This is a genomic window from Yoonia sp. SS1-5, assembly GCF_038443705.2.
GTDB lineage: Bacteria > Pseudomonadota > Alphaproteobacteria > Rhodobacterales > Rhodobacteraceae > Yoonia > Yoonia rhodophyticola.
In genome coordinates this window covers 2,872,584-2,887,414 of sequence record NZ_CP151767.2, presented here as the reverse complement: position 1 = coordinate 2,887,414, position 14,831 = coordinate 2,872,584, and the positions used below count along the sequence as shown (strand labels likewise).

The window sequence follows — 14,831 nt, the reverse complement described above, 5'->3', positions numbered from 1 at the left end:
AAAATTCTTCATATCATCTGCTCCGCCTTTGCGGCGCGTGCCATCTTGTCGAGCTTCTTTTGGTGCTGCGCGCGGTAGTCAGGGCGCAAATTCGGTGCCCCCTCCCACACACCTGCTGTGTCTTCACGCCCAACGCCTTCAAAGAAGGCGCGCATCTTGTCCATCTTGGCTTTGCCCCCAATGGCCGCATTCACGACCTGGGCCAACGAACCAGCCCCCGCTGGCCCCATGAGTGGCCGTGCCGAAATCAAATTCGTAAAGTAGAGCGCCGGGATCCCCGCCTCTTTCGCGTGCTGCACAACCGGGGTTGTGCCAATTGCCAAGTCAGGCTTGATCGCATCAACAGCCGCCAGATCATCCTCAAGCGACGCGCGATAGACCACCTTCACACCTTTTGCGGCTAACCATTCGGCATCTGCGGCAGACCAAGGCGTTTTGGGGCAAGCCGTGCCCACATAAGGCACATCCGCGCCGCTTTCGATCAGCAAGCGCGCGACGAGCAGTTCTGACCCCTCGTAACCGGACAGCGTCACTGTGCCATCGATCCCGGCCCCGGCAAATGCACCCTTGATTGCTGGCAAAAATGCGTTTTGAGCCGCCGCGATCTGGTCCTTGGCAATTCCAAAGGCGTCACCAATCCCCGCCAGCCAATCAGCCGTGCCATCGTATCCAACCGGGGCGGACCCAACGATGGGGCGACCCGCTGCTTCGAATTCACGAATGGAGGCGGTGTAAAACGGATGAATCGCGGCAACAGCGCTACAATCCAAAGCAGCATAAAGTTCGCGCCATTCACGTGTTGGCACCACAGGACCAGCAGCCAGACCCATCGGGGCTAGCATCGCGCCGATCATCATCGGATCGGCGGGGAACATCTCGCCCAGCAACGCGACTGTCGGACGATCCGACTTGCCACCAACAGGGGCTTGCACCGGCCCGGCAGCGACCTCTTCGCGGGCATAGGCCAGCATCGCACCGGCCAGCACATCCTTGGCCTCAGCATGGGTTGGAATACCAAAGCCGGGCACATCAATGCCGACGATGCGCACGCCGTTGATTTCCTTTGGCAGCAACCGCAGTGGCACACCGGACGCCGTCGGCACGCAAAGATTTGTCACCACAATCGCGTCATAGCGATCAGGATCAGCCATATCGTGCACGCTTTCGCGGATATCCTCGAACAGCTTGCCGGTGACCAAGGTTTCGGAATTGAACGGCACATAGCCAACCGACCGACGCGCGCCGTAGAAGTGAGACACGAAAGTCAGGCCATACACACAGCAGGCAGAGCCAGAGAGAACTGTCGCCACACGCTTCATGCGCAGGCCCACGCGCAAAGACCCAAATGCCGGGCACATGGATTGTGGCTGGTCATGGGGGCCTTGCGGATAGTCCTTGGCGTATTGGTCTAAGATGTCGGATTTGCCAGCGGACCGGGCCGCTGCTTCCATCGTGGCCGCACCTGCAGTACAGCCACCTTCAAGCGCAACTGCGTCCCGGACTTGATCCGGGACCTCGGCCCTTGCCTCACCTTCGATGATCTGGACATTGCCAGCCTCATCATAGCCGACTTCATATCCCTGCGCCTCAGGCGTCGTCATAGATGACCTCCAACGACTCTTTGGGCTTGGCATTCTTGCCGCGCATATCGACATCGGTCGCAGGCACCAGTTGATAGTCGCCGCCGGTATCCTTGGCATCAAACAGGCCCAGCAACCCATCCTGATCAAGCGGGGTGGGGCGCACGGGTGGCGCAAGACCGACGGCCTCGGCCAGGCCTTCGAACATCGGACCCCATTTGCTCTCATGGGTGCCGACAATCTGATAGTTCGCCGATTTTTTCCTTAGATCGTCATCTTGTGGAATTGCAGCAAGGACAGGAATATCAACTGCCTTGGCGAAGGCTTGCGCCTCTCCGGTTCCGTCATCCTTGTTGATGACAAGCCCGGCCACCCCAACATTACCACCAAGCTTTCGGAAGTATTCGACTGCTGAGCAGACATTGTTAGCAACATAAAGCGACTGCAGGTCATTTGATCCCACCAAGATTACCTTTTGAGCCATGTCCCGGGCAATGGGCAGGCCAAAACCTCCGCACACCACATCACCCAGAAAGTCGAGCAGGACATAGTCAAAGTCCCAATCATGAAATCCCAACTTTTCAAGCAATTCAAAGCCGTGGATGATCCCACGCCCACCACAACCCCGGCCAACTTCAGGCCCGCCAAGCTCCATCGCGAAGACCCCGCCGCGCTTGAAGCAGACATCGCCGATGGCGACCTCTTCGCCAGCAAGCTTTTTCTTGGCAGAGGTTTCGATGATCGTTGGACAGGCCTTGCCGCCGAACAAAAGGCTGGTTGTGTCAGACTTCGGGTCGCAGCCAATCAGCAAAACCCGCTTGCCCATTTCGGCCATCATGTGGCTGAGATTTGCCAGCGTGAATGATTTGCCGATACCGCCTTTGCCGTAAATCGCGATGATTTGCGTTTTGGAGGTGGGCTCTCCTTGCGGGACTTCCAGATTGGGCTCTTCGGCTGCTTCATCTCGCAGGCGCTGATCGAAATCCTTCAGATTTGGTATTTCGTCTTTCATGCAGCACCCCAATTCAAAATCATTTTCAGACAAGCCTGATCCGTGAATGCTGTCTGGTAAGCGTCCTTCGCGGCGGTCGATGGCCGCTGATGCGTAATCAGATCGGCCAGTTCCAGCGTGCCTGCCTCGACCAGGGCGCGCGTGGCGGTCATATCGTCAGCAGCCCATTCGGCGCTGATCCGCAAGCGTGCTTCCTTCATGAAAGCGGGCGGAAAGGCGAATTGCAGCGGCGCGGTGTAGAACCCGGCCAGTACAACCTCACCCCCCTTGGCGATACGACCTATAAGATCATTCAGCAGGTCACCCCTGCCCGACGCGTCATAAACAGACATGTAGTCGCGGCGCGTATCGGCATCCGGTGCAATTACCTCATAGCCCTGCGCACCGGCCATCCGGTCCGAATTGATCTCCCAGACGGTCGGGGGCGGCGCCCCGGCGGCCACGGTCAGGCGGGCCAGCAAGCGGCCCAATACGCCATGCCCCACAATCAAATCCGGCACGGCCTTGTTCGGCCCGGCCATTGCGTGCCGCGCGGTTGCAGCAAGCGCAAGCAAGGCACCGGCTGCACCAAAACCGCGATCAATGCGGGTCACGCGATCAGCCTTCGTCACAAGCGTACCTGCGGCCGCACCAAAAAGGCCAAATGCCCCCTGATAGCAGCTCGCCCCCGGCACAAAGACATGTTCGCCAACTTTGAACCCGGTATCAGAACCCGCCTCGACCACTTCGCCTGCGGCCTCATATCCGGGGACAAGCGGGTAACCCATACCGGGGAACGGGGGCATCTCGCCGGACCAGAACAGCTTCTCGGTGCCCGTCGAAATGCCGGTATGCCGCGTCTTGACCACAATATCATCATGGCCCGGCGGCGTTATCGGCACCGCGTCTAGCGTCAGGTCGCCCGGCGCTGAAAGTATGACCGCTTTGCTTTCCAAAACGTCTCCCACCTGCCGCGCGCGTCTTTGCCCAAGACTCGCACGCGGCGCATTATCTGAGTGTCAGTCTAGCTTTACGTCGCCGAGTGTCAATTGTTTTGGACATTGAATGTGTCAACTCTGCCTGACACCCTGCAGGACTGTGGTAATGAATGGGCGTCTGCTGCGCGGCGCCGAAATCTGTGCAAAGCCGGCTTGGGCCATCAACGCCGCGATCTCGGCCGGGGACCGCGCCTTGCCGGTACGCATCGCCAGACAATACAGCGCAAAATAAGCGTCACCTGCCTTTTGGGGGCTTGCACCCCCCGTCATCGGCTCTGACACCAACAGACGACCCCCGACGGGAAGTGCTTTGAAAACGGCGCCGAGCAGGGACAGAACCGTCGCATCGTCATGATCATAAAGCACCCGAACGAGACTGATCATGTCATGCCCGGCGGGCAAGGGATCGTCACGGAATGAGCCAGAGAGAACAGTCAGCCGGTCCGCCATGCGCAGCGCATCGAATCGGTCATGTGCAGCATCAACCACCGCCGGCAGATCAAACAGCGTCAGCGCCAGGGCGGGATATTGCTGCCCCACCGCCGCAAGAAACGCACCGGTGCCACCCCCGACATCCATGAAACTGCGCGTCTGCCCAAAATCGGCCAAGGCAAGAGTGTCCGCAGCAACAAGGGTTTGGCTGTCGGCCATCAATTGCGAATAGGTCGCTGCGGCATCGGGATCTGCCGCAGCACCGGCCCCAAAAACATAGGGCCAAAACGCGGCCAGCTCGGTTTCGACCTCGCCACGGAAGAAGGCGACCGGATCTGCAAGATCGCGATAAAGCACATCATGATGGGCGATCATGCCAGCAAGACCCGGCACGCCCGCCAAGGCAGCCCCGCGGACGGTCAGGCCATAATCGCCATGCCGCCCCTGCTTCAACACACCAATCGCAACCCCACCCGCCAGCAGCACCCGCATTCTGGCCAGGGGCACGGCGGCGGCGCGGGCCAGCGCGGTTTCATCCAATTGCGCCGTGCGCAACATGTCCGGTATTCCCAGCTTGACCAGCGCCTGCAGGATTTGTGAATGGCAAAAGCCCGCGACAAGATCGAACATCGCGTCGCCTTCCCGGCGCACGATGCGCCGCGTGAGCGGAAAGCGGGCAGCCCAGCTTTGAAATCGCGGGCTGGCCACCAAACGGGTGACCCAACTGGCCCGGCGCACGGTTTGCTGCGATGGGCTTACCGGTGATGTGGAAAGGCCAACATCGGCCATTATTCGCCCGGAACAGTTGGCCGCTTGCGCGCGCCGGCCGGCACCAGTTTATCGGCATAGGCGCGCACCATCTGGGCCAGCGCAGCCTCGCCCGGGCAAGCGGGGATCGACGAAATCGCACCGCCCAGAATATCGTCAAACCGCTGAACCGCGCCTGCAATACCAAGGGACGCAACCGCATTCGGGCGTCCGTGCAGATCATCCTGACCGGCAGGCTTGCCCAATGTTGCCTCGTCACAAAGCGCGTCGCGCAGATCGTCAGCAACCTGAAAGGCCTCGCCAATCCGGGCGCCCAGTTCGGCCCATGGTTCCGCCTCTTGCCCCGCAGCAACAGCGCCCATCTGCGTGGCGGCGATAAACAGCGCGCCGGTCTTGGCCTGATGATAGGCGGATAGATCTATCTGATCTTCGCTTTCCCAACCCTGCCCGGCACAGATGCCATAGGGCATGCCAGTACGCATCCCCAGAATCTCGATCAATTGAAGGGCGCGGTTGGGTGTATGCGCAGCCGCCGCAGCCAGAACCTGAAAGGCCATCACAATCAGGCTGTCGCCCGTCAAGACCGCAAGCGGTTCGGAAAAGGCACGATGCAGCGCGGGTTTTCCCCTGCGCAGATCAGCATCGTCAAAGCAGGGCAGGTCATCATGCACAAGGCTGGCGCAATGGATCAGCTCCAACGCGATACCAGCCGCATTTGTCAGCTTGGGGCAATCATCGCCGCAGGCCATCGCAACCGACATCAGGATTGTCGGCCTGATTCGAGCGCCCCCCGGCGTGACGGCATAGTTCAACGCCGCGGCAAGCTTGGCCGGCGCAATACCACCCTGACCATTGCTGATCGCGGCATTCATCGTCATTTCAATTCGGTCGGAGATTTTCATCATAGCCTCCACAGGTCACTTCATAGTGTCCATTTTAGTTTACATGTGTCAATGTAAATCAAAACCAACACATGGGTCATGGGGACTGATGAGCGGCAATGCTCCTGAAATTATCATTGTCGGTGCGGGGATCGCCGGGTTGGCCGCTGCGCTGCGGTTAAGCCATCGAGGCTGCAAGGTCACCGTCCTTGATATGCACGACGAACCGGGCGGCAAAATGCGGACGCTGCCATCGGAATGCGGGCCAGTTGATGCAGGCCCCACCGTACTGACGATGCTGCCGGTGTTCGAAAGCCTGTTTGCGGATGTTGGCGAACGATTGGACAATCATATCGCGCTGACCCCACTGCATGTTCTAGCCCGGCACTATTGGTTGGACGGCACCAAGCTGGATCTGACAGTCGACGCGGACGAGAATATTGCAAATGTAGACAGGGCCTTTGGGGCGAAGGCCGCAAAACAGTTTGCCGCTTTTTCCGCACGGGCGGCGCGGCTTTTTGATGGGTTTGATGCGCCGATGATGCAAACTCCCGCGCCGGATCAAAAGGCGGTGACGCGGAGCGTTTTGAAAAACCCCAAGCTGATCTGGGATATGGCCCCCCACAAAACACTGGCCGGGATGTTGAAATCCGCATTCTCGGAACCCCGGCTGGCGCAGCTATTTGGCCGCTATGCGACCTATGTCGGCGGATCGCCCTATGCCGCGCCCGCCTTGCTTGCATTGATATGGCAGGCAGAGGCCAAGGGCGTCTGGACAGTCGATGGCGGGATGAGCCGGCTTGCGGCCACCATCGCCTCGCGCGCAAAGGCGCATGGCGCAGAATTCCGCTATGGCACCAAGGTCACCCGGATCACCCGGCAACAGGGCCGGATTACCGGCGTGCAGACCGCCGCGCGACATTACCCGGCCGATATCGTGCTGTTCAACGGGGATCCGCGCGCATTGGCCACGGGCCTTTTGGGCGAAGCCCCCAAAGAAGTCGTCAGTCATGACGCAACCGAGCCGCGCAGCCTGTCGGCCTATGTCTATGCGTTTGCCGCGGCGCCCAAGGGCGTTGATCTGGCGCATCACACCGTCTTTTTCGCCCAGAACCCGAAGGCGGAATTTACAACCATTGCCGAAGGCGGCATGCCCAATGACGCCACGCTGTATCTTTGCGCGCAGGACCACGGGCAGGTTGATCCGACAGCCATGCAGCGGTTCGAAGTGATCATGAACGCGCCGCCCATTCCTCGCGATCCGGAAAAGGAAAAAACCCTATGTCAGACAGTGATATTCAACCGGTTCAAGGATTTCGGACTGACCTTCGATCCGGTCCCCGGCCCTCAGACATTGACGACGCCACACGGGTTCGACGCGCTGTTTCCAGCCAGCCAAGGTTCGCTTTACGGGCGCAGCCCGCACGGCCTGACGGCGGCGTTCAAGCGACCAACAGCACGCACGGCGATCCCGGGTCTGTATCTGTGCGGGGGCGGCACGCATCCGGGGGCGGGGGTGCCGATGGCAGTCCTCTCCGCACGGCACGCGGCCGCGGCGATCATGACGGACCATGCTTTGCAATCGACGTCCCCCCAAACGGATACGCGTGGTGGTATGTCGATGGGATCAGCGACTGCGGGACCAAAGCGGTCTCTGTCATCGGGTTCATAGGGTCGGTCTTTTCACCCTGGTATGCGTGGTCCGGCAGGCGCGATCCGGCCAATCATTGCTGCATCAACGTCGCCACATATGGGCCGGGCGGGCGTTTCACCATGACCGATCGGGGCAGACAGGCGCTGCATACAACGGACGACCTGTTTCAGGTCGGCCCCTCCAGCATGCGCTGGACCGGATCGGATCTGGTGATTGATATCAACGAAATCGCAAGCCCCCCGTTGATCAGCCGGGTGCGTGGCCAGATCACCATACGCCCGCATGCGATCACCCATGTCGAACTGCCATTGACCCCGGATGGCGCCCATATCTGGCGCCCCTTCGCCCCATCAGCAGATATCAAAGTCGATCTGGAGGCCAAGGGCTGGCAGTGGTCCGGCCACGGCTATTTTGATGCCAATTTTGGCACACGCGCATTGGAACAGGATTTCAGCTTTTGGACATGGGGGCGATACCCGACACAAACCGGGGCGACCTGCATTTATGACGCCGTGCGGCGCGATGGAACGACGCTTGATACCGCGATTGCCTTTGACAAGGGCGGCCATGCGCAGATTGTAGAGGCCCCGCCACGCACCCGGTTCAAACGATCACTATGGCAAGTCAAGCGCGAGACCCGTGCCGACCCGGGCACAACACCGACACAGGTTCTCAATATGCTTGATGCGCCCTTCTATTCCCGGTCAGCCGTCCGGACCCAACTGGATGGCGAGGTCGTTACCGGGGTTCACGAGGCACTTGATCTTGACAGGTTCGCGTCGCCATTGCTCAAGCCGATGCTGGCCGTTCGGGTGCCGCGCAGGCGCGGCTGGCGTTAGAACTGACGCATGGTACCGATGGGGACATTCGTCAGATTAGCCCGCCCAACCCAGCGAAACCTACGCCGATTTTCACCGCACCCCCCGGGAAGGGCGCCGCAGCAAGCCCGATACAATGCTTGGGATATTCCCCAAGAATGACCCCGCGGCTTGCGGCCCGTCAGCCGACCGTTTCTGCATAGTGCTGCAACGCGTGCCAGCTACCATCGGCCCAGATCAGGTTCAGCCACTTGGCAAAGGCCTGCGCCAACGCGGTATTCTCGCCTAGATCACCATAGAACTGTGCCTGTTCGAGCCATGCAGCTGGCCTGTCCTTGGCGGTCTGCGCGGCAGCGGTCAGATCAGCCCAGTGCGGATCATTTGGGGCAATATCCGAACCATCCTCGCGGGTACCCGCACACATCCGGCACCACAGGGCTTCTGTCAGGGCCAGGCCCTCAATCGGACCACCAGCCGCCAACGCGTCGCGCAGAATGGGCAGAACAAAACCCGGGTGCCGTGAACTGCCGTCAAAGGCGACCCGACGGGTTGTGTCATGTATCTCGGGGTTGGCAAAGCGGCGTTCGATCAAGGCCAGATATTCGGCCGGTGTCACCTCGGGTACTGCGTCGATATAGGGAATAATTTCAGTCGTCTGCACCTTGCGGAAGAAGGCCGCGATCTGCGGCTCGCTCATACAGGCCGCAATCGTCGGAACGCCCAAAAGCTCGCCCGCGTTGGCCAGGACCTGATGGCCTGCATTCAAGGTGCGGATCTTCATGGTCTCATAGGCATGCACATCGTCGGTCAATGTCGCGCCGGCATCCTCCCACGGGGGGCGCCCGGCACAAAATGCATCCTCGATCACCCATTGGCGATAGTTTTCATGGGTCACCGGTGCGGCATCATCAACGCCCAGATCACGGGCCAGCGCCAGTTCACTTTCGCCTGTCGCCGGAACGATACAATCGACCATGGCATTGGGGAAAGTTGCGTTTGCGTCGATCCAGTCAGCAAGATCAGCATCGCTGAGGCGGGCCAGCCCGACAACGGTCTGGCGCAGAATGACGCCATTATGCTGAAGGTTGTCACAGCATTGACCCGTGAATGGGCCATGCCCGGCATCGCGGCGGATTTTCAGCGCCGCAACCATCGCCCCAAAGGCGGTGCGGGGCGTGTCGGGGTTCGCCGCATCGTGCCGAATATCAGGATGTGAAAGATCCAACGCACCGGTGGCATCCACATAATAGCCACCTTCGGTGACTGTCAGCGCGACAATCCGGATGGCAGGATCGGACATCGCCCGGATCAATGCGGCGTTGCCCTCCTCGACCGGCAGAAAATCTATCATCGCGCCCGTCACCTCGGCCGAGCGGCCGGCGGGATCAAGTTCGATCAACGTGGTCAGGCAGTCCTGCGCCAGCAGACGATCACGCATCGCGGCATCCCCTGCCCGGACACCGGCACCGATAATGGCCCAATCAAGCGCCTTACCCTGCTGCATCAATCTGTGCAGATACCACGCCTGATGGGCGCGGTGAAAATTGCCCAGACCAATATGCACGATCCCCGCTGACAGCGCCGACCGGTCATAGGTCGGTGTCACGATCCCCGCAGGCAAATTTGCCAGCGTTGCATTACTGAGTTTCATAAGATCCCCTCCCCGCACGTGATCTTTCATCAGCTCATCCAATTCCCGCCGTCCACATTATAGGTTTGCGCGACGACATAGGCGGCCTCCTCGCTGGCGAGGAATATCGCCATGCCCGTCAAGTCGTCAGCGGTGCCCATGCGGCCATAGGGGACGGCTTCGCCGACCTCTTTCTTTTTCTGCCCGGGTGCCTTGCCCTCGTATTTCGCAAAGAACGCGTCCACGCCGTCCCAATGTTCGCCATCCACAACACCCGGTGCGATCGCGTTCACATTGATCCCGTGCTGGATCAGGTTCAGACCCGCCGATTGGGTCAGGCTGATGACGGCGGCCTTGCTTGCGCAATAGACGCCGACCAACGGCTCGCCCCGGCGCCCGGCCTGACTTGCCATATTGATGATTTTGCCCCTGATCCCCTGTTTGATCATGTGATCCGCGACGGCCTGCATCGTGAACAATGTGCCGGCGACGTTGATCGCAAACACCTTGTCATAATCGGCGCGCGTGATCTCGACGATTGGGGCGGCGGTGAAAATTGCCGCGTTGTTGATCAGGATGTCGATCTGCCCGAAGGTCGCAATGGTTGCGGCAACAGCGCCCGCAATACTGTCCTGATCCGTGACATCCATTTCCACCGCAAAGGCGGAAGAGCCAATTGCGGCCGCCGCATCACGGGCGCGGTCGATATCAATGTCGCCTATCGCGACGCGTGCGCCTTGGCGCACATAGGCTTGCGCGAAGGCGAGGCCGATGCCGCGTGCGGCACCGGTGATCAGCGCTGTCTTCCCCGCCAGCCGTGTCATTCGATCCGCAAACCACTTGCATCGAATTTGTGGATTTCCTCGGTGCGCGGGGTCAGGTGAATAGTATCCCCGTGCTTGAGGCTGACATCGCCAATCGCGCGCACGGTCAGTGTTTCGGCCAACCCGGTATTGTGGATATGAAAGAAGGTGTCAGAGCCAAGATGTTCTGCGACCCCGACAGTGCCTTGCCATTCGCCACCACTGACCACAACGTCGATATGTTCCGGCCGGACACCAATCGTATGTGCGCCATGCCGCGCGGCCAGCTCGCCCTCGATGAAATTCATCTTGGGCGATCCGATGAAACCCGCCACGAATTTGTTCCGCGGCGCGCGGTAAAGCTCGAGCGGGCTGCCGACCTGTTCGATCACACCGGCCTGCAACACAACGATCTTGTCGGCCATGGTCATGGCCTCGACCTGATCGTGGGTCACATAGACCATCGTGGTCGCCAGCTTTGTGTGCAGTTCGGAGATTTCCATCCGCATTCCGACCCGCAAGGCGGCATCAAGGTTCGACAATGGTTCGTCGAACAGGAACGCAGACGGTTCGCGGACAATGGCCCGGCCGATGGCCACACGCTGACGCTGACCACCAGACAGTTGCCCCGGACGGCGGTCAATATAGTCCGCCAGGTTCAGGACCCGGGCAGCTGCATCCACCCGCCTGTCAATTTCGGCCTGATCCATCTTGGCCATCTTCAGCGGGAACGCGATATTCTTGCGCACCGACATATGCGGATAGAGGGCGTAGGATTGGAACACCATGGCCAGACCGCGCTTGGCGGGCACAAGATCGGTGGCATCCACGCCGTCAATCTCGATATGGCCGGTGGTAATGTCCTCCAATCCTGCGATCAGACGCAGAAGGGTGGATTTACCGCACCCCGAAGGGCCGACGAAGACTGTGAACTCACCGTCCTGAATGGTCAGGTCCAGCGGAGGAATGACCTGAACATCGCCGAAGCTCTTGGTCACCTGTTTGAGTTGGATTTGTCCCATGTGTCAGGTTCCTTATTTCACCGCGCCGAAGGTCAGGCCGCGGACAAGTTGTTTCTGGCTGAACCAGCCAAGAATGAGGATCGGCGCAATAGCCATAGTCGAGGCCGCGCTGAGTTTCGCAAAGAACAGGCCTTCGGGGCTGGAATAGCTTGCAATGAAGGCCGTCAGTGGTGCCGCGTTCACGGCTGTCAGGTTGAGGGTCCAGAAGGCTTCGTTCCATGCCAGGATGAAGTTCAAAAGCATGGTAGATGCGATGCCCGGAATTGCCATTGGCGTCAGGATATAAAGCACTTCTTCCTTCAGCGTGGCGCCATCCATCCGGGCGGCTTCAAGGATCTCGACCGGGATTTCGCGAAAGTAGGTATATAGCATCCAGACAATGATCGGCAGGTTGATCAACATCAGGACCACAACAAGACCTGCGCGACTGTCTAGAAGCCCCATCTCGATAAACAACAGATAGATGGGATAAAGCACGCCCACAGCGGGCAGCATCTTGGTCGACAGCATCCAAAGCAGGATGTCCTTGGTCCGCTTGGATGGCACAAAGGCCATGGACCAGGCCGCCGGAACCGCGATCATCAGCCCCAGAATGGTCGAGCCACCCGCGATGATGATCGAGTTCCACAAGAACCGCCCATAGTTGGACCGTTCCATGACCACGGCATAGTTTTCCAGCGTCCAGTCAAAGCCCAGAAAGATGGGTGGGCTGGCGATGGCCTGCGCTTCGGTCTTGAAGCTGGTCAGGATGGTCCAAAGGATTGGAAAGAAGATCAACAGGCCGATAATCCAGGCAATGGACGTGTTGATCAGTTTACGACGGGATGAAACAGCACGTGCCATGATCAGTTATCCAAATTCTTGCCGACGATCCGCATCAGGAAGATCGCGACGATGTTTGCGAGGATGATGGCATAGACGCCACCGGCGGAGCCGAGACCGACATTCTGGCTTTCCAGCACCCGCTGGAAGATCAGGTAGGACAGTGTCCGTGTGCCGAATGCGCCGCCTGTGGTCACGAAGATCTCTGCAAAGATCGCCAGCAGAAAGATCGTCTGGATCAGCAACACGATGGTAATCGCGCGGCTCAGATGCGGCAGGATAATATAGAAGAACCGTTTCAGCTGCGGCGCGCCGTCCATTTCAGCGGCTTCCAGTTGTTCGCTATCCAGCGACTGGATGGCTGTCAGCAGGATCAGGGTCGCGAATGGCAGCCACTGCCAGCTGACGATCATGATGATCGAGGGCATCGCCGCGTCGGACAACCAACTGACGGGTTCGGCACCAAAAAATTGGAACAGATGGGCAAACAACCCGTTCACCGGATCCATGAACATGTTTTTCCAGACCAGTGCGGACACGGTTGGCATAACAAAGAAGGGGGCGATGACAAGAATGCGGACAATACCCTGGCCCCACATCGGCTGGTCCAGAAGCATCGCAAGCAGGATACCCAACACGACCGTGATAATCAGAACGCCAACCACGATGATCAGCGTCGTCTGCACCGCAGGCCAGAACGCACTCGAAGAAACAAACCGGACGTAATTGTCAAAACCGGTCCAGCCCTGGTCACCTCCGCGCAGAGGCAAGTAGGTCCGGAACGAGAACCATAATGTCATGATCAGCGGGACCAACATCCAGCCCAGAAGCAGAACAACTGCTGGGGCCATCATCAGCCGGGCCGCGGATCGGGAAGCCTTGGTCGCCATTGGATACATCTCCTCCGTTGACAGTCCGCTGCATTGGCGCAGCGCTGCCATGTTACGACAACTTGCATGAAGGGGTAGACTGGGTGTCAGAGGGCGACGGTCACATGCCGCCCTCTGGATTGTGCTTGAAGCGGCGGCTTACTTGTAGCCGGCTGCTTCCATAGCTTCGTTTGTGATCGCCTGTGCTTTCTCAAGCGCTTCTTCAACCGACTGCTGACCAGCATAGGCGGCAGAGAATTCCTGGCTCACTTCTGTTGCGATACCGGCAAACTCTGGGATCGCTGCGAACTGGACACCCACATATGGGCTTGGCTCAACGGTCGAGTCGTTAGGATCGGCAGACAGGATCGAGTCCAGTGTCATCTGCGCGAAAGGCACTGCCAGATAGTCAGGGTTTTCGTACAGCGATGTACGGGCGCCCGGAGGCACGTTGGCCCAACCTTCGTTTGCGGCTACCAGCTCGATATAGTCCTTGGATGTGGCCCACTCGATGAACTGCTTGGCTTCTGCTTCCTGCTGCGTACCAGCTGGGATTGCAAGCGCCCAGGCCCACAACCAGTTGGACCGCTTGCCCAGACCGTTATCAGGTGCCAGTGCGAAACCAACGCTGTCAGCAACAGTCGAATCGTCGCCAGTCACGAAGGATGCCGCAACAGTCGCGTCAATCCACATGCCGCACTTACCCTGGTTGAACAGGGACAGGTTCTCGTTAAAGCCATTGGTGGCGTAACCAGCTGGGCCGGATGCATCCATCATGTCTTTGTAGAAGTTCAGGGTGTTTGCCCATGCTTCTGTGTCGAACTGTGCATTCCAGTCCATGTCGAACCAGCGGGCACCAAAGGAGTTGGACATTGCTGTGATGAAAGCACCGCCTTCACCCCAACCGGCCTTACCACGCAGGCAGATCCCGTTGATTTCATTGTCCCGGTCGGTCATCGCAGCCGCAGCTTCGGCAATGAATTCCCATGTTGGCGCGTCCGGCATTTCCAGACCGGCTGCTTCCATCAGGTCAGTGCGATACATCACCATGGAGCTTTCGCCATAGAATGGTGCTGCATAAAGCGTGCCATCATGAGACAGACCACCGGCCATTGCTGGCAGGATGTCGGCTACATCATACTCTTCGGACAGATCATCAAGTGGGACAAGCCATTCGTTGGCACCCCAGATCGGCGTTTCGTACATGCCGATTGTCATGATGTCGAACTGACCACCCTTGGTGGTGATGTCCGTTGTGACGCGCTGACGCAGCACGTTTTCTTCCAGCGTAACCCACTCGACGGCGATGCCTGTCTCTTCGGTGAACTGGTCGGTGTAACCCTGCATGCGGATCATGTCGCCGTTGTTGACGGTGGCGATGGTGATCGTCGCAGAATGTCCGTCAGCAAATGCGCTGCTGGCGGTAATCAGCGACATAGCCGTTGCTGTAAGTAGTGAACGTTTGAAAGACATCCGTTTCCTCCCTGGTTGGATGTGATGCCCTAACCTAGAGGAACTTTGTACGCGACGTCAATAAAAAATTTACGCGCGTAAAATATAAGT

General features: G+C 59.1%; 13 protein-coding genes. 2 read left to right on the top strand and 11 right to left on the bottom strand.

The genetic code is table 11. The annotated features are described in order from the left end of the window. Positions 1-8: 8 nt before the first annotated feature. The 5 genes from bchY to AABB31_RS15655 all read right to left on the bottom strand — a co-directional run bounded on the left by bchY (position 9) and on the right by AABB31_RS15655 (position 5,671). Positions 9-1,601 (bottom strand): chlorophyllide a reductase subunit Y, encoded by a 1,593-nt coding sequence (bchY, locus tag AABB31_RS15675; RefSeq protein ID WP_342077255.1) that lies wholly within the window; start codon positions 1,599-1,601, stop codon positions 9-11. Then, the gene (locus tag AABB31_RS15670; RefSeq protein ID WP_342077256.1) at positions 1,588-2,592 is read right to left on the bottom strand and encodes a chlorophyllide a reductase iron protein subunit X; all 1,005 of its coding nucleotides are present in this window, start codon (positions 2,590-2,592) and stop codon (positions 1,588-1,590) included. Before AABB31_RS15670 ends, bchY begins: the two co-directional genes overlap by 14 nt. Continuing rightward, positions 2,589-3,527: a chlorophyll synthesis pathway protein BchC gene (bchC, locus tag AABB31_RS15665; RefSeq protein ID WP_342078811.1), complete on the bottom strand. Its 939-nt coding sequence runs from the start codon at positions 3,525-3,527 to the stop codon at positions 2,589-2,591. Before bchC ends, AABB31_RS15670 begins: the two co-directional genes overlap by 4 nt. A 114-nt stretch (positions 3,528-3,641) precedes the next feature. Beyond that, a complete protein-coding gene (locus AABB31_RS15660) occupies positions 3,642-4,790 on the bottom strand; it encodes a methyltransferase (protein ID WP_373634971.1) in 1,149 nt (382 codons plus the stop codon). Further along, positions 4,790-5,671, bottom strand: a complete 882-nt coding sequence (locus AABB31_RS15655) for a polyprenyl synthetase family protein (protein ID WP_373634969.1) — start codon at positions 5,669-5,671, stop codon at positions 4,790-4,792. The genes AABB31_RS15660 and AABB31_RS15655 overlap by 1 nt, the downstream gene beginning before the upstream one ends. Before the next feature lie 88 nt (positions 5,672-5,759). Between AABB31_RS15655 and crtD the strand changes: the two genes are divergently transcribed. Both crtD and crtC read left to right on the top strand, forming a co-directional pair. Further along, the gene (gene crtD / locus AABB31_RS15650; RefSeq protein ID WP_373634967.1) at positions 5,760-7,322 is read left to right on the top strand and encodes a 1-hydroxycarotenoid 3,4-desaturase CrtD; all 1,563 of its coding nucleotides are present in this window, start codon (positions 5,760-5,762) and stop codon (positions 7,320-7,322) included. Then, positions 7,277-8,143, top strand: coding sequence for a carotenoid 1,2-hydratase (crtC, locus tag AABB31_RS15645; protein WP_342078812.1), 867 nt, complete (start codon positions 7,277-7,279; stop codon positions 8,141-8,143). The genes crtD and crtC overlap by 46 nt, the downstream gene beginning before the upstream one ends. A gap of 160 nt (positions 8,144-8,303) precedes the next feature. On the opposite strand, the gene AABB31_RS15640 is transcribed toward crtC, so the two are convergent. The 6 genes from AABB31_RS15640 to AABB31_RS15615 form a co-directional block, all read right to left on the bottom strand. Next, the gene (locus tag AABB31_RS15640; protein WP_373634966.1) at positions 8,304-9,773 is read right to left on the bottom strand and encodes a mannitol dehydrogenase family protein; all 1,470 of its coding nucleotides are present in this window, start codon (positions 9,771-9,773) and stop codon (positions 8,304-8,306) included. Between the two features lie 29 nt (positions 9,774-9,802). Next, the gene (locus tag AABB31_RS15635) at positions 9,803-10,576 is read right to left on the bottom strand and encodes an L-iditol 2-dehydrogenase (protein ID WP_342077261.1); all 774 of its coding nucleotides are present in this window, start codon (positions 10,574-10,576) and stop codon (positions 9,803-9,805) included. Then, the gene (locus tag AABB31_RS15630; protein ID WP_342077262.1) at positions 10,573-11,577 is read right to left on the bottom strand and encodes an ABC transporter ATP-binding protein; all 1,005 of its coding nucleotides are present in this window, start codon (positions 11,575-11,577) and stop codon (positions 10,573-10,575) included. Before AABB31_RS15630 ends, AABB31_RS15635 begins: the two co-directional genes overlap by 4 nt. A 12-nt stretch (positions 11,578-11,589) precedes the next feature. Then, the gene (locus AABB31_RS15625; protein WP_342077263.1) at positions 11,590-12,420 is read right to left on the bottom strand and encodes a carbohydrate ABC transporter permease; all 831 of its coding nucleotides are present in this window, start codon (positions 12,418-12,420) and stop codon (positions 11,590-11,592) included. A gap of 2 nt (positions 12,421-12,422) precedes the next feature. After that, positions 12,423-13,289 (bottom strand): sugar ABC transporter permease, encoded by an 867-nt coding sequence (locus AABB31_RS15620; RefSeq protein ID WP_342077264.1) that lies wholly within the window; start codon positions 13,287-13,289, stop codon positions 12,423-12,425. A gap of 138 nt (positions 13,290-13,427) precedes the next feature. Next, a complete protein-coding gene (locus tag AABB31_RS15615) occupies positions 13,428-14,741 on the bottom strand; it encodes a sugar ABC transporter substrate-binding protein (protein WP_342077265.1) in 1,314 nt (437 codons plus the stop codon). Between the last annotated feature and the right edge of the window lie 90 nt (positions 14,742-14,831).

Excerpts from the sequence above, each read along its gene's own strand:
- bchY (WP_342077255.1), bottom strand. The coding sequence starts at position 1,601 with ATGACGACGCCTGAGGCGCAGGGATATGAAGTCGGCTATGATGAGGCT.
- AABB31_RS15670 (WP_342077256.1), bottom strand. The coding sequence starts at position 2,592 with ATGAAAGACGAAATACCAAATCTGAAGGATTTCGATCAGCGCCTGCGA.
- AABB31_RS15660 (WP_373634971.1), bottom strand. The coding sequence starts at position 4,790 with ATGGCCGATGTTGGCCTTTCCACATCACCGGTAAGCCCATCGCAGCAA.
- AABB31_RS15655 (WP_373634969.1), bottom strand. The coding sequence starts at position 5,671 with ATGAAAATCTCCGACCGAATTGAAATGACGATGAATGCCGCGATCAGC.
- crtD (WP_373634967.1), top strand. The coding sequence starts at position 5,760 with ATGAGCGGCAATGCTCCTGAAATTATCATTGTCGGTGCGGGGATCGCC.
- AABB31_RS15640 (WP_373634966.1), bottom strand. The coding sequence starts at position 9,773 with ATGAAACTCAGTAATGCAACGCTGGCAAATTTGCCTGCGGGGATCGTG.
- AABB31_RS15635 (WP_342077261.1), bottom strand. The coding sequence starts at position 10,576 with ATGACACGGCTGGCGGGGAAGACAGCGCTGATCACCGGTGCCGCACGC.
- AABB31_RS15630 (WP_342077262.1), bottom strand. The coding sequence starts at position 11,577 with ATGGGACAAATCCAACTCAAACAGGTGACCAAGAGCTTCGGCGATGTT.
- AABB31_RS15625 (WP_342077263.1), bottom strand. The coding sequence starts at position 12,420 with ATGGCACGTGCTGTTTCATCCCGTCGTAAACTGATCAACACGTCCATT.
- AABB31_RS15620 (WP_342077264.1), bottom strand. The coding sequence starts at position 13,289 with ATGGCGACCAAGGCTTCCCGATCCGCGGCCCGGCTGATGATGGCCCCA.
- AABB31_RS15615 (WP_342077265.1), bottom strand. The coding sequence starts at position 14,741 with ATGTCTTTCAAACGTTCACTACTTACAGCAACGGCTATGTCGCTGATT.